Origin of the sequence: Kribbella sp. NPDC051770 (assembly GCF_040681455.1) — a bacterium.
Classification (GTDB): Bacteria; Actinomycetota; Actinomycetes; order Propionibacteriales; family Kribbellaceae; genus Kribbella.
On sequence record NZ_JBFAYT010000002.1, the window covers coordinates 627,964 to 642,117 of the forward strand.

The window sequence follows — 14,154 nt, forward strand, 5'->3', positions numbered from 1 at the left end:
GTCGGGGCCCCGGGGAGTTGTTGCCCGGGGCCCCTTCGCTATCTCCGGCGGATGTCGGTCCAGGCGGCGTCGGTGCAGAGGCCGCAGTTCGGACCGGTGAATTCCTGAGCGGCTGCCGTGTTGCCGGTCAGCTGGTACTTGAACCAGGCGGTCACCACCCCACGGAAGCCACCGCCGTCGCCGGTCGGCTCCATGTGAGTGGCGTCCTTGAGTGAGGCGTAGACGGTCGGAGCCGGCGCCTTCTGCCACATGCCGGCGACCAGCGCGGCGGGAACGACGGTGTCGGCTGCTCCGGAGAGGAAGAGGCTCGGGCCCTTCAGCTTCGCCGGCGCCGCGAGCGGGCCGGGCTGCAGCGGGATCGTGGTGTCGATGCGGGCGTCCGCGCCGGCGTTGATCGCACCCTGACCGCCTTGGGAGTGCCCGGCCGCGCCGATGTGGTCGAGGTCGACGTGCTGGTAGAGGTCGCTGGCGGCTTGCTGGTCGAGGGTCGCCAGCAGGTCGATGCCCGCGCGCATCTCCGCGCCGGTGCCGGACATGGTGGTGTTCGCCGCGGCGACGATGAAGCCGTGGCTGGCCAGATGGCGGAGGAGACCGCTGTAGATGCCCGGTACGGCGCCGGTTCCGTTGCCCCAGACAACCACCGGAGCACGGCCGGAGATCGTCGCCGGGTAGTAGAGGGTGTGCGCCGGGAGGATCTGGGTCTTCACGGCGTTCGGTCCGGTCTGGGACCAGTTCGGATCGACAGTTGCCGAAGCCTGTACGGGAACGAGCAGACTGATCGAGGAAACAATTGCCACCAGCAACTTGCGCGTCATCGTGCAGCTCCGGCGACGATCTTCCCGAACGCGGCCATGCCCTGCGCGCTCGGGTGCAGCGGCGCGGCGACCGAGCTCGGGACCAGGCCCTCCAGCCAGCGCGTTCCGATCGGCGCGCACGCGTCGTGGCCGACGCTCGGGGTCCGCAGGTCGACGTACTGGGCGCCGTGCGCCGCCGACTGCTGGGCGAGCATCTGGTTGAGGCGGTCGATGGTCGCCTGCAGGTAGTTGGCGTCGACACCCCAGACCGGCACGGTCGGCCAGCAGCCGTTCGGGCGGACGTACGTGCCGTAGCCGGTGACCAGGATCTTCGCGTTCGGCGCGAGCTGCCGGATCTGCGCGAGCGCCTGGCCGAACGCCGGCGCGGTCGCCGTGATACGGGCAGCGAGCTGGTCGACGCCGCCTGCGGTGAAGCGGCTCTTGCACGACGTACCGGCCGGAGGCGGCAGCAGGTTGATGCACGAGAGGGCCGCCGCGACGAGCCCGGTGTCGTTGCCGCCGATCGCGACCGTGACGACGTCCGTCGACGCCGACAGCGAGCGGAACTGCGGCGGCACGAAGCCGAACTGCTTCCCGGTGAAGTCCGGGATCACCGCGCCCGAGCAGGTCACGTCGGTCAGCCGCGCCCCGAGCGCCTTGGCCGCGACGTGCGGGTAGTTGGCCGACGAGCGCAGGCAGGCCAGGTCGATCTGCGGCAGGATCAGCGGCCCGGCGGCCGACGAGTCGCCGAGCGCGACGTACTCCAGCGGATCGGCCGCCTGAGCCGGTCCCGCGACCGCCCCACCCACCAGTACGCCGGCCGCGAGCACCGCCACCCATCGTCCTCGTCGCATCCTCATCACCCTTCGCAGTCGTGCGGTCACCGAATACTTGCAGGTAATGTTCCAGCACAAAGCCGCTCCAGGTCGCTGGGGCGCGACCCAGACTTCCGGGGCTGATCGTTGTGACGGATCACAAGCTGACGGCCGGCGGGATCCCCGTCGACCGGATCCTCACCGGCCAGCTGGGCCGGCTCGTCGACCAGGTCCTCGAGCACCTGGTCGGCAGCATCCCGCTCTACGCGCAGCTCCCGCGCGAGGAGCTGCAGGGCGACATCCGCCAGATCACCGAGCGCACGCTGCGCGCGTTCGCCGAGACCTTCCGCACCGGCGTGATCCCGACCGGCGCGACCCTCGAACCGCTCCGCGAGTCAGCCGCCCGGCGCGCCGAGGAGGGCGTCCCGCTGGAGGCGCTGCTGGCGGCGTACCACCTCGGCGGGCGGGTCTGCGCGGACTTCGTCGCCGGCGGCTTCCGGCCCGAGGAACTGCCCGACGCGCTCGCGCTCAACCGGCTGATCCTCGACTTCCTGCAACAGGTCACCGCGACCGTCTCGGCCAGCTACTTCGAGGAGCGCCAGATCATCGCCGGCGAGGAGCAGGCCGGTCGCCAGTCGCTGCTCACCACGCTGCTCGACGGCGGTCCCGCGGCCGAGACCGCCCGCCGCACCGGTCTCCAGCTGCCCGCGGAGTACGCCGTCCTCGGGCTCGCGTACGGCGCGCACGCCGACGAGCAGCAGCCCGGCGTCGACGTCCAGATCGTTGCCCGCCGCAAGCTCCGCCGGATCCGCCTGGAGCTCGACCGGATCACGACCGGCCCGGGCAGCCCGCCGATGGCCGCGCTCTCCGTGGCCGACGGCATCGTTCTGCTGCCCGCTCCGGCGCCCGACCTCGACCTCCTGCGGTCCCGGATCGGCAAGGCCGCCGGTGTCGAGCTCGTCCTGGCCGTGTCGACCGCTGTCCCCGACCAGGTCCCCGGCTCCGTCGAGCTGGTCCGGGACCTGCTCGACGTGGTGCGGATCCACCGGCGGCCACCCGGTGTCTACCGGCTCGACGACCTCGTGCTGGAGTACCAGCTCAGCCGCCCGAGTCCTGCGCGCGACCGGCTCGCCGTACTGCTGCAGCCGCTCACCGACCGCGCCGACCTGCTCGCGACGCTGCGCTGCTATCTCGCGAACAGCCGCAACCGCCGCCAGACCGCGACCGACCTGCACGTCCACCCGAACACCGTCGACTACCGGCTGCGCCAGGTCGCCAGGCTCACCGGCCTCGACCCGACGCAGGCTGACGACCTCCCGCGGCTCGTCGCGGCGCTGGCGGCGTACGACGCAAGCTGACGTTCACCTGGCTGTCGTAGCGTTGCGGCACTCACCTCGGGAGGTGGCATGACGCCGACACCGTTGCTCGGTGCCCGCACGCTCGACCGGCAGACCGCCCGTACCCTGCCGCCCGGCCCGAAGCTGCCGACGCTGGTGCAGACGGTGCTGTTCGCGGGGCACCGCAAGACGTTCTTCCCCCGGATGCGCGCCCGGTACGGCGACACGTTCACGATCCGGCTGGTCCCGTCCAGCCGGGTCTGCGTGGTGCTCAGCCGGCCCGAGCACATCCGCGACGTCTTCACCACGCCGCCGAGCGTCGTGCACGCCGGCGAGGGCAACGAGGTGCTCGCGCCGATCATGGGCGAGCACTCGCTGCTGCTGATCGACGACGAGGACCACGCCCGGATGCGGCGGCAGCTGATGCCCGCGTTCCTCGGCAACGCGCTGCGCGGGTACGCCGAGATGATCGGCGAGCTGGCCCGCGAGGAGGTGCGGACGTGGCCGGTCGGGACGCCGTTCCGGATGCACGACCGGATGCGCACGCTGACGCTCGAGGTGATCCTGCAGGTCGTCTTCGGCGTCACCGACTCGACCCGGCTGGACGAGCTGCGGCCGCTGGTGGAGAAGATCGTCGAGGTCCGGCCGCTGACCATGCTCGGCGCGTTCTACCCGCGAATGCTGAAGTACCCGCCGTGGCGCACGTACCTGGAGACCCAGCGGCGCGTCGACGAGATCCTGTACGACGAGATCGCGCGCCGGCGTACCGACGATGCCGGACGCAACGACGTGCTCAGCCGGCTGCTGGCCGCGGGCGAGTGGTCCGACGTGGAGCTGCGCGACCAGCTGGTGACGCTGCTGCTCGCCGGGCACGAGACGACCGCGACCGCACTGGCCTGGGCGTTCCACGAGCTGGCCCGGATGCCGGAGGAGCTCGCGGCCGGTCAGCAGGCCGCCGACGAGGGCGACGACGAGCGGCTGGAGGCGATCACGAAGGAGTCGATGCGGCTGCACCCGGTCGTCTACCAGGTCGGCCGCCGCGTCACCGAGACCGTCGACATCGCCGGCTACCGCCTCCCCCGCGGCACCACGATCATGGCCGCGATCGGCCTGGTCCACGAGGACCCCGAGAACTATCCGGCCGCCGCGGTCTTCCGCCCGGCCCGCTTCCTCTCCGAGGACCCGCCGGCGCCGTCCACCTGGATTCCCTTCGGCGGCGGCGCCCGCCGCTGCATCGGCGCCGGCTTCACCCTGCTGGAGTCGACCGAGATCCTCCGCGCGGTGCTGTCGCGGTACGACGTACGCCCGGTCCGCGACACCCCCGAAAAAGCGCAGCCGCGGAACGTGACCCTGGTCCCGTCCCGCGGCTGCGAGGTCGTCATCACTGCCCGGAGCTAGGGCGTGTCTCCCGATTCCCGCCGTAGCGAGCAGGTGCTCGGTGCGGTAGCTCGGAGTGCTGGAGTGAAGGCCTCGATGTTTTTCCATCGTGGCCTTTGCTCCAGTGCTCCGAGGTGCCGTGCCGAGTGCCGCGCAGTAGGCGGGAATCGGGAGACGCGCCCTCAGTCCTCCAGGTCGCCCACGTCGCCGAGGTCGACGTCGCGCAGCGAGTCGAGGTCGGACTCGTCCTCGTCGTCGAGCTCGAAGGGCTCGTCGTCGTCGACGACGTGAACCGCCGCCTCCTCCGCGCTGGCGGCGGCGCCGTCGAAGCCCACGTCGGTGGCGATCAGTTCCTCGTCCTCGTCGGAGTGGGCGCCCTCGTCGGGGGCGACCAGGCGGCCGGAGCGCTCGGTGCCCACCTCGGGGCCGCCGACGTTCTCGTTGTCCTCGGCGTACGGGTCGACGTCCGGCTCCTCCTGGGCCAGCCGCTGGTCCAGCGACTCACCCTGCAGCGCCTCGTCGGCGGTGGTGCCGAACCCCTCGCCCGCCGACCACTTCTCCGGCGGCGAGTACCCCTCGTCGAGCAGGTCGTCGACGCCGCGGTCGTTCAGTGTGTCCTCCGGCTGCAACTGGTCCTCGTCGTCGACGCTGTAGCTGCCGTAGTCCTCACGGTTGTTCTCGGTCATGGACACACCCTGAACCTTCGGGCCGCCCCGAATCAACCCAGCGCGCGCCCGTGTCCTGGATGATGGCCCCATGGACCCGGTCCGACTGACGCTGGATCAGCTGCGCGAGCTCCGCGACGACATCGCGCCGCACGCCGCGAAGCGCTCCGCCGCCTCGGTCCGGCGCCGGATCGAACGCTGGCAGAACCGGTCGTTCTTCATCGTCCAGTGCGCCCTGGCCGCCGCCGTCGCCTGGACGCTGGCCCGGTACGTCCTGGGCCATCAGCAACCGTTCTTCGCGCCGGTCGCGGCGATGGTCTGCCTCGGGTTCAGCTTCGGCCAGCGCCTGCGCCGGGTCGCCGAGGTGATGGTCGGGGTGGCGGTCGGGGTCGGCGTCGGCGACCTGTTCGTGCGCTTCTTCGGTACCGGTGTGGTCCAGATCGTGTTCGTGATCGCGCTGGCGATGAGCGTCGCGGTGCTGCTCGGCGCCGGCACGCTGATGACGACGCAGGCCGGCGTCCAGGCCGCGATCGTCACCACCCTGATGCCGAACGCCGGCGCCGGCTTCAACCGCTGGCTCGACGCGGTGCTCGGCGGCCTGGTCGCGCTGGCCGCCGCGACGATCGCCCCGGCCGCGGCGATTCGTCGCCCGAGGCAACAAGCTTCCGGCGTACTGAACGAGCTGGCGGCGATCCTGATCGAGACCGCCGAAGGCCTGCGGAACAGCGACGAGGACGCCGTCACCGACGCCCTGCGCCGCGCCCGGGCCAGCGAGGGCCTGCTCGACGACCTGCGCAGCGCCGCCGACGAGGGCGTCGCCGTGGTCCGCCTGTCGCCGTTCCGCCGCCGGCACCGCGGCCGCGTGAAGGAGATCGCCGACCTGGTCGTCCCGCTCGACCGCGCGATCCGCAACATCCGCGTCCTGGTCCGCCGCTGCGCGGTGTCGGTCTGGCGCGACGAGCAGATGCCCGCGGAGTACCCGATGCTGCTCGACCGGCTCGCCGACGGCACCCGCCTGATCGCCGAGTCCCTGTTCGAGCCGCAGGCCGACGTCGCCGCGCACCGCGTCCTCGGCGAGCTGGGTCGCCGTACGGCGGTGATGCCGATCCCGGCCTCGCTGTCGGCCGTCGTCGTGCTCGGCCAGATCCGTTCCACGGTCGTCGACCTGCTCGAGCTCACCGGTACGACGTACGACGAAGCGCGGGTGCTGGTCCCGCTCCGGCCGGACGGCTTGGACGAGAAGTAGGCGCGAGACCTAGGTCACACCGAGAAGTTCTGCGAAATCTCCGTCATACCCGGCGGTCACGTGCGTCTCACAGGCATGACGATCCACCGACTGATGGCAGCCATCGCGACCGAGCAGGTCACACTGCGCGACGGCGAGCCCACCGAGACCCCCGACGACCGGAGCGACGCCGCCGCTGAGCACCACTAGGCGCGAACCGGACGGACGGAGCCCAGGCGGCGCACCCGGACGGTCTTCCCCACCGAGGTAGACCGCACGGATGTCGCACACCAACGCAGAGGCGCCCATGCGAGGCGCCGCCGGCTCCGTCGAGTGCACTGCCACAGCAGTGCACGCAGAACCACCCGGCCACACCTGTCCTGACGCCGCTTGCGCGAGGCTCAGGCCAGGGGCCGGGTGGTTCTCTGCTGTTCGGAGGCTTTCCGGCGACTCAGGCGACGATGATCTCGGTGGTCACCGAGTTCGCGATGAAGCACTCCTCGTGCGAGCGGTGGTGGATCCGCTCCAGCGTCGCCGCGTCCGGCTGCTCGCCGGCGAAGACGATCTTCGGGTGCAGCGTCACCTGGGTGATCGCGATCTTGCCGCGCTCGTTCTTGGCCATCACCCCGACCGCGTGGTCGTCGTACGAGTCGACGACCAGCCGCTTCTTGGCCGCGATCGCGAGGAAGGTCAGCATGTGGCAGGACGACAGCGACGCGATGAACGCCTCCTCGGGGTCGACCGGCCCCGGGTTGCCCAGGTACGCCGGGTTGGCGGACCCGGGCACGGTGATCCCGCCGTCGAAACGCCACTCGTGGTCGCGGTTGTAGGTCTGGTAGGTGAACTCGTGCTCACCACGGCTCCAGCTGACGTCGACCACGTGCTCCGACACAGAACTCACCTTTCCGAGACGTTCCCCCTGCACCAAGCCGGGGCGGACACCGGGTTGCAGCGTACTGCGACGCCCCCGGGCAGCTGCGCGACGAAGTCGCTGTCGTACCGGGCGGCCATCCCGGCCACCGGGAAGTCGGTGGTCACCCACTGCGCGCCGCTGGCCAGCGCGATCCCGACCCGGCTGGTCTCACCGTTCAGCACGGTCGACATCGGCTCGTCGGAGCGGGTCCGGACCAGGTAGCCCTTGTGGACCAGCCGCTCGATCTCGGCCTGGTTCGCGCCGCGCGGGTCGTTGACCATCGTCACGGCCGCGTCCGGCTGACCCTCGGGACCGCGGGTGAACACCGCCCGGCCCTCCAGGTTCGGCTTGCCGGTCCGGTACAGGTCGCGGATCGCGCCCTCGCCGCCGTTGTCGAAGTAGAACATCACCTTGCCGCGGGCCTGGTCGAGCGTCGGCCAGCCCTTCTTCAGCACCGACTGCTCCAGCGTCAGCCCGGGCTTGCGGACGTCGTCCGGCGACAGCAGCTGGCGCTCGCCGAACACCGAGCGGACCTCGGTGTCGATGCTGTCCAGGTTGGCCGCGTCCCACGGCGGAGCCTGTACGCCGCCCGCCGCGACGATCCGCGGGTCGGACTGCTTCAGCTCCAGCTGGATCACGATCGGCGCGTGGTCGCGGTGCTGGTCGGACCAGGTCTTCACCTGCTGCAGGCAGACGACGAAGCTGCGGCAGTTGGTGTTGTAGTCGAAGTCCGGGACGTGCATCACCTTGATACCGGGCTTGGCCAGCTCCGGGTCGGTGAGCGGGCCCTGCCCGGTCAGCTTCCGGATCAGCGGGTAGGTGTAGAGGCCGCCGGCCGGGTCCGGGAACAGGTCGAGCTCGAGGGCCCGGATGTTCTGGTCCTGCAGCTGCTGCGGGATCGAGGCGTGCGAGTACCAGATGTTGACCGCGCCCGGGTCCTGCGCCTGCTGAACCTGCTTCTCGGCGGCGCTCAGCTCGCGGTGGTAGGAGTTGTGTGCGCCGAGGGTCTGGATCTGGTTCATCCGGAGCGCCGAGCGGGTCTGCTGCTGGCGGTCGGCGTGGTCGGCGGCCTGCTGCTGCACGTTGCCGTTGCTGCTGTTGCTGCCGAGCGACGCGCCCGCGAGCCCGGCGGCCGCGACCGCCGCGGACGCGAGTCCGGCGGTGAGTTTGCTGCTGATCCGCATGCTGATGGTTCCCCTCCGTCGATCTGGGCGGTACTGCTGGTGAGGATTGTGTCGCGCCGCAGGTCACAACCGGACGGCGAAAAGCTGTCATCGAACTGAACGACGGTGGATGGCAACGTTGTCCCCCTGCCCGGGGCACAATGACCTCATGGTCTCCACTACCGCTGGTGAGGAGCCGGGCGCGTATCCGTTGCGGCGGATGCCGACGCAGGACCGGGCCAGCCGTCAGGTCGAACGCATCCTCGACGCGGCCTGCGCCGAGGTGGTCGAGCGCGGCTACGACGCGGCGTCGACGAGCAGCATCGCCAAGCGCGCCGAGATCGCGGTCGGCAGCGTGTACCGGTACTTCCCGGACAAGCGCACGCTGATCCAGGCGATCGAGCGCCGCAACCAGCACCGCTACACCGAGGCGGTCCGGGAGCGGCTGGCCGTGGTGGCGGACTGGCGCGAGGCCGTCGACGTCACGCTGGACACCTTCCGCGAGATGCACCGGACCGACCCGGGCTTCCGCGCCGTCGTACTGAGCGGGCTGGGTGACCCGGAGCTGGAGGCGACGCCGGGTGAGTTCGACGACCAGCACTCGGGCGAGTTCGCGGAGCTGCTCACCCAGCGGTTCGGCGCCACCGACAGCCGGGAGTTCCGGCTCGCCGTGACGCTCACGATCACGATGGGCGAGGCGCTGTCGCACCTCGCCGAGCGGCTGCCCGCCGAGGACGCCGACGTGGTCCTCGCGCAGGGCCGGCCGACGTTGCACCGGCTGCTGGAGCCGTTCCTGCCCTGAAGCACGAAATCCCCCTGCCGAAGTGGCAGGGGCCGAGCCGGTCGTCGGGCTCAGGACACCAGAGCACTGGGGCCGGGATCCGAGGATCTCGGGCCCAGTTGCGGCCAGTGGCTGACGCGGCCCTCGACCCGGCTCCGGCGCGGGTTGCGGACGTCGTAGCTCACGATCGCCCGGTCCTCGGCGGCGTACAGGTTGCGGCTCGCAGTCGGCAGCCGGCGGCTGACCTGGAACGGGCCTTCCCCGCGCCGCGTGTAGTACTCGACGAGGACCTCGACGTACTCCGCCGGGACACCGCCCTCGACCTGTCCGCGCAACGGTCCGCGGACCCGGACCACCCGGCCGGCGGTCCGCTCCTCACCGAGCCCGCGGCGCCGCTTCCGGCCACCCGCGAACACGTCCGACACGATGCATGCGGTGACCAGCAGCACCAGGCCGAATCCGCCCAACACAATGATCGTCAACATCGCACTCACCCCCGACGGGCCGGTCCCTGCGACCTGTGCAGTTCGCGACCGTCGTTCTCGTCACTTCCTGCGGCGGCCCTCGCCGCACACTCGTGAGACGACGCCACCCGGCACTTGGTTCCACGTCCTGACAAAGTCGCCGAAGGTGATCGGGGTGCTGCGGTCAGTCGCCGAACATGCCGAACTCGTAGCGCGCCGGCACGGGCCTCTCGGTACCCAACAGCTGCTGAGCTTGCTGCCAGTACTCCGCGAGCGGGTTCTCGCCCTCCCGTACGCCGGACGGCTCGACGCCCTCGTCGAGCAGCGTCTCCGCGCCGGCGCCGTCGCCGATCTCCAGCAGGTAGCGGACCTTGACGAGCCTGATCCGCTGGTCCTCACCGTCTGCTTGCTCAAGCATCCGTCCGGCGCGAGCCGGGTCGACCGCGAGCGCTGCCGTCACCGCTTCCACCACCAGCGGCACCAGATCGGGCAGCAGCTCGACCGCTCGCTCGTACGCCTTGAGGTCGCTCGTCGCAATCGCCAGGTTCCGCAGGGCCCACGGGTTGTCGCCTGACTCCCGCCACGCGTCGATCGCACCCTGCTCGTCGTCGGCGAACCAGCGCGCGACACCGCGGTGATACCAGGTCAGCCAGCTGTCCTCAGCCCGCTCCAGCAAGTCCTTCCACCCGACCAACGTCCCATCGACCGCGCCAACCGGCGCGCCTCCTTCAAGTACCGGCGCCCAAGCCCGTTCCCGCTCCCCGATCGTCTCCTCACCGAACGGCGTCCCCGCCGACACAGACCATCCCGTGCGCATCAGCTCCAGCGCGCCCCACCCAGACCCCTGCGCCAACTGCTCCACCGGCGCGGCATCCACCACCCCGAGCCAGCTCCGCTCCAGCTCCTCCAGGTCCCCCACCCGCGCGTCGAGCACCTCGTCGGCCGCGCCCCACTCGCCGTGCGCGAGCGCCGGATCCACCGACACCCGCCCGTACGCCTCCAACCAGCTCCAACTCGTTGCGGCAGGCAACTTCAGGTGCTCCAGCTGCGTCCGTGCCAGCCCGGCCTGGATCTCGCAGTACCCCGGCCCGTCGAGCCCCGGCGACAACCACTCCTGCCAGCGCCGGCCGCCGCGCCCCTCGCCCCAGACGAACAGCTTCCGCCCGCGCAGCCGCTCGGTCGATGCCTGCAGCAACCCGTTGCCCTCGGCATCCACCGCCGCGATCCACGGTCGCTGCCCCGGCACCGGTTCGAAGAAGAAGTCCACCGCGCGCTTGTGCCGCATCGGGTAGGTCAGGTCGATCCCGTCGTACTCCGGCACCCCGACCAGGTCGAGGTTGTTGCCGTACCCGAACCGCCACGCCTGCCGCGCCGGGACCAGCACGCGCGTCTCCGGCGACTGCTCGACCGCGATGTTCGACCACCAGTACGCCGGGACGACGTCCGGCGACGGGTTCTGGATCCGCGCGCCGACGTACAGCAGGTCGGAGTCCGTCGGGAGCCAGAAGTCGAGCTGGGTGACGAGGTTGCGGCTGCGCTCCCACTCCCACAGGCGCAGGACCGGCGTACCGTCGGGGCCTTCGACGCGGGCCGCGTGCAGCGGGGAGCAGGTACCGGTCCAGTGGCCGGTGCTGCCGAGGTTCCACTCGACGCCGCCGGCGAACCAGGCGTTGCGCAGGGCAAGGTTCGCGGGCTGGATCACCGGGTTGCGGTAGAGCAGCTCCTGGCCGGACGGTTTGTGGACGAGCGAGTAGAGGCGGGCGCCGAGGCTCGGGAGGATCGTTGCCTTCAGGTGGTCGTTCTCGAGGACGAGCGCGGGGAGCTGCTGGTCGGTCAGCGCCCGGCCGTAGCCGTCCTGGTCGAGGCAGGGCAGGACGCTGCGCAGTCCGCCGTACCGGATGTTCTCGGCGAGATCGTCCGGGAGGGCGTCGAGATTCTGGACGCGGTGCAGGTCGCGGCTCCCGTGCAGCGGGGGCAACGGGTTCTCCTCGCCGAGGGCGGCGACGGGCAGGGTCAGCGACTGCGCAGAAAGGGTCGTCACCTAGCTGATTCTTGCAAGTCTGCGCAGGTGCGGTCCAGGGGTCGCGTTGTCTGGTATCCATGGACGACCGACGCGAGGGGATGGGCCGATGGATGCAGATGTGATCGTCGTGGGCGCGGGACTGGCCGGGCTGGCCGCGACCGCCGAACTGGCCGACGCGGGCCGCAAGGTGCTGCTCCTCGACCAGGAACCCGAGGCGTCGCTCGGCGGCCAGGCGTACTGGTCGTTCGGCGGCCTGATGTTCGTCGACTCCCCCGAACAGCGGCGGATGGGCATCAAGGACTCCCACGACCTCGCCCTGCAGGACTGGCTCGGCTCGGCCGGCTTCGACCGGCTCGACGACGAGGACCACTGGGCCCGGCAGTGGGCCGAGGCGTACGTCGACTTCGCCGCCGGCGAGAAGCGGCCCTGGCTGCACGCCCAGGGCGTGCGCTGGTTCCCGGTCGTCGGGTGGGCCGAGCGTGGCGGGTACAACGCGGACGGGCACGGGAACTCGGTGCCGCGGTTCCACATCACCTGGGGGACCGGGCCCGGGCTGGTCGCGCCGTTCGAGCGGCGGGTGCGGGAGGCCGTCGCTCGCGGTCTGGTCGAGATTCGCTTCCGGCACCGCGTCGACGAGCTGACCGTCACCGGCGGGGTCGTCGACGGGGTCTCCGGAAAGGTGCTGGAGGCAAGCACCGTCGGGCGCGCGGAGGCGAGCTCGCGGGTCGAGGTGGAGGACTTCGCGCTGACCGCGCAGGCCGTGATCGTCAACTCCGGCGGGATCGGCGGCAACCACGATCTCGTCCGCGCGCAGTGGCCGGCCCGGATGGGCAAGCCGCCGGAGAACCTGATCAGCGGCGTACCGGCCCACGTCGACGGGCGGATGCTCGCCATCACCGAGACCGCCGGCGGGCGGTACGTGAACCGCGACCGGATGTGGCACTACGTCGAAGGCATCCGCAACTGGGACCCGATCTGGCCGATGCACGGCATCCGGATCCTGCCCGGCCCGTCGTCGCTGTGGTTCGACGCGACCGGCAAGCGGCTGCCGGTCCCGCTGTTCCCGGGCTTCGACACGCTGGGGACGCTCGAGCACATCATGAGCACCGGGTACGACTACAGCTGGTTCGTGCTCACCCAGAAGATCATCGAGAAGGAGTTCGCGCTGTCCGGGCAGGAGCAGAACCCCGACCTGACCGGGAAGGACATCCGCGGGGTGCTCGGGCGGGCCCGCGGCGGCGCGACGGCGCCGGTGCAGGCGTTCATGGACAAGGGCGCCGACTTCGTCGTACGGGACAACCTGGCTGATCTCGTGCAGGGGATGAACTCCGTTACCGGGTCCGAGCTGATCTCGCTGCCCGAGCTGGAACGCCAGATCGTCGCCCGCGACCGCGAACTGGAGAACACCTTCACCAAGGACCTCCAGATCACCGCCCTCCGCGGCGCCCGCAACTACCGCGGCGACAAACTCATCCGCGTCGCGCCCCCGCACCGCATCCTCGACCCGAAGGCCGGCCCGCTCATCGCCGTCAAACTCAACATCCTCACCCGCAAGTCACTGGGCGGCCTGCAGACGGACCTGTCATCCCGCGTCCTCCGCACCGACGGCACCCCACTCCCCGGCGTCTACGCGGCAGGCGAAGTAGCCGGCTTCGGCGGCGGCGGCGTCCACGGCTACCGCTCCCTGGAAGGCACCTTCCTGGGCGGCTGCCTCTTCTCCGGCCGAACCGCAGGCCGCGCCGCCGCCCGCGCTGTCAGCTGACCAGGTTTTCCCCCACGCGGGCTCCTCCGTTCGCTGGCGCTCACTACGGTGCCTGCTCCCACCCACCCTTGGTTCAGCTGCGGGCTGGCGCCCGCCTGTGCGCGCTGACGCGCTGAGGTGAAGCAGGTGCTCGCGCGCCTACCCTGGCGCGCCTTCGGCTGACCACATCGACACCCACCACTGATCAACCCAGCCCACGACACCCCCTCACGCTCACCGCTCCGCCCGATCGGCGCCTTGATCAGTGGTGGGTGTCGCCCCTCACGGTCTCCCCACGCGCGTCAGGATGATCGCGTACCGGCACTCCTCCTCGCTCGTGTTCGCGAACACGCATGCGACCGGCTCGCCCACCTCGATCGAGTCGCCCGGTCCAAGATCGTGGACGACGTCGCCCTCGTGGAAGGTCAGGTGGCCTTCGAGGACCCAGACTGCTTCGCGCTGGAACGCCAGGGAGGCGGCGGGGTAGGGGATGTGGGCGCCGGGTGGGAGGTGGACCTCGGCGATGTCGGTGGGGAAACCGGGGCCGGTGATCTGGCGGCGGCGGTAGCCGGTGGCGGGGTCGCGCCACTCGGGGGTTTCGGCTACGCGGTGGACGCCGCTCGGCTCCGTGGGGGCCAGGAGGGCGGAGACGCTCACCTGGAAGGCCGCCGCGAGCTTGCCCAGAACGACGGCGGTCGGGCTGCTCTCGGCTCGTTCGATCCGGTTGATCATCGCGCGGGAGACGCCGGACGCGTCGGCCAGCTGGGACAGGGTCCAGCGGCGTTGTTCGCGTTCGGTGCTGATTCTCGTGGCGATCTGTTCGACCAGCGGATCTACTATATTGGACACAGCTCTA

The 14,154-nt window shown here is 71.0% G+C and carries 13 protein-coding genes; 5 read left to right on the forward strand and 8 right to left on the reverse strand.

Annotated elements, in window-relative coordinates:
* Window positions 1-38 precede the first annotated feature (38 nt).
* Window positions 39-815 (reverse strand): alpha/beta hydrolase, encoded by a 777-nt coding sequence (locus tag AB0M01_RS09610; RefSeq protein ID WP_363667394.1) that lies wholly within the window; start codon window positions 813-815, stop codon window positions 39-41.
* A complete protein-coding gene (locus tag AB0M01_RS09615) occupies window positions 812-1,648 on the reverse strand; it encodes an SGNH/GDSL hydrolase family protein (protein ID WP_363667395.1) in 837 nt (278 codons plus the stop codon). The genes AB0M01_RS09610 and AB0M01_RS09615 overlap by 4 nt, the downstream gene beginning before the upstream one ends.
* A gap of 110 nt (window positions 1,649-1,758) precedes the next feature.
* Between AB0M01_RS09615 and AB0M01_RS09620 the strand changes: the two genes are divergently transcribed.
* Both AB0M01_RS09620 and AB0M01_RS09625 read left to right on the forward strand, forming a co-directional pair.
* Window positions 1,759-2,967 (forward strand): helix-turn-helix domain-containing protein, encoded by a 1,209-nt coding sequence (locus AB0M01_RS09620; RefSeq protein ID WP_363667396.1) that lies wholly within the window; start codon window positions 1,759-1,761, stop codon window positions 2,965-2,967.
* Window positions 2,968-3,015: 48 nt separating this feature from the next.
* Entirely contained in the window at window positions 3,016-4,344 is a 1,329-nt protein-coding gene (locus tag AB0M01_RS09625) for a cytochrome P450 (RefSeq protein ID WP_363667397.1), read from the forward strand.
* A gap of 161 nt (window positions 4,345-4,505) precedes the next feature.
* Here the strand turns inward: AB0M01_RS09625 and AB0M01_RS09630 are convergent, their stop codons facing one another.
* Window positions 4,506-5,009 carry a DUF5709 domain-containing protein gene (locus AB0M01_RS09630; protein WP_363667398.1) on the reverse strand — a complete coding sequence of 168 codons (504 nt, stop codon included), beginning with the start codon at window positions 5,007-5,009 and terminating at the stop codon, window positions 4,506-4,508.
* Between the two features lie 70 nt (window positions 5,010-5,079).
* Here AB0M01_RS09630 and AB0M01_RS09635 point away from each other — a divergent pair, with 70 nt between their 5' ends.
* Window positions 5,080-6,234, forward strand: coding sequence for an FUSC family protein (locus tag AB0M01_RS09635; protein ID WP_363667399.1), 1,155 nt, complete (start codon window positions 5,080-5,082; stop codon window positions 6,232-6,234).
* A gap of 430 nt (window positions 6,235-6,664) precedes the next feature.
* Here the strand turns inward: AB0M01_RS09635 and AB0M01_RS09640 are convergent, their stop codons facing one another.
* Complete coding sequence (locus tag AB0M01_RS09640) at window positions 6,665-7,105, reverse strand: OsmC family protein (protein WP_363667401.1); 441 nt, start codon at window positions 7,103-7,105, stop codon at window positions 6,665-6,667.
* A 5-nt stretch (window positions 7,106-7,110) separates the two neighbouring features.
* Window positions 7,111-8,310: a phosphatidylinositol-specific phospholipase C1-like protein gene (locus AB0M01_RS09645; RefSeq protein ID WP_363667403.1), complete on the reverse strand. Its 1,200-nt coding sequence runs from the start codon at window positions 8,308-8,310 to the stop codon at window positions 7,111-7,113.
* A gap of 148 nt (window positions 8,311-8,458) precedes the next feature.
* Between AB0M01_RS09645 and AB0M01_RS09650 the strand changes: the two genes are divergently transcribed.
* Entirely contained in the window at window positions 8,459-9,091 is a 633-nt protein-coding gene (locus AB0M01_RS09650) for a TetR/AcrR family transcriptional regulator (RefSeq protein ID WP_363667405.1), read from the forward strand.
* A 50-nt stretch (window positions 9,092-9,141) separates the two neighbouring features.
* Here the strand turns inward: AB0M01_RS09650 and AB0M01_RS09655 are convergent, their stop codons facing one another.
* A complete protein-coding gene (locus AB0M01_RS09655; protein ID WP_363667407.1) occupies window positions 9,142-9,555 on the reverse strand; it encodes a DUF3592 domain-containing protein in 414 nt (137 codons plus the stop codon).
* A 163-nt stretch (window positions 9,556-9,718) separates the two neighbouring features.
* Window positions 9,719-11,575, reverse strand: a complete 1,857-nt coding sequence (locus tag AB0M01_RS09660) for a DUF5107 domain-containing protein (protein WP_363667409.1) — start codon at window positions 11,573-11,575, stop codon at window positions 9,719-9,721.
* 88 nt (window positions 11,576-11,663) lie between these two features.
* Between AB0M01_RS09660 and AB0M01_RS09665 the strand changes: the two genes are divergently transcribed.
* Window positions 11,664-13,319, forward strand: coding sequence for an FAD-binding dehydrogenase (locus AB0M01_RS09665; protein WP_363667411.1), 1,656 nt, complete (start codon window positions 11,664-11,666; stop codon window positions 13,317-13,319).
* Window positions 13,320-13,580: 261 nt separating this feature from the next.
* Here the strand turns inward: AB0M01_RS09665 and AB0M01_RS09670 are convergent, their stop codons facing one another.
* Complete coding sequence (locus AB0M01_RS09670) at window positions 13,581-14,147, reverse strand: XRE family transcriptional regulator (RefSeq protein ID WP_363667413.1); 567 nt, start codon at window positions 14,145-14,147, stop codon at window positions 13,581-13,583.
* Window positions 14,148-14,154 lie beyond the last annotated feature (7 nt).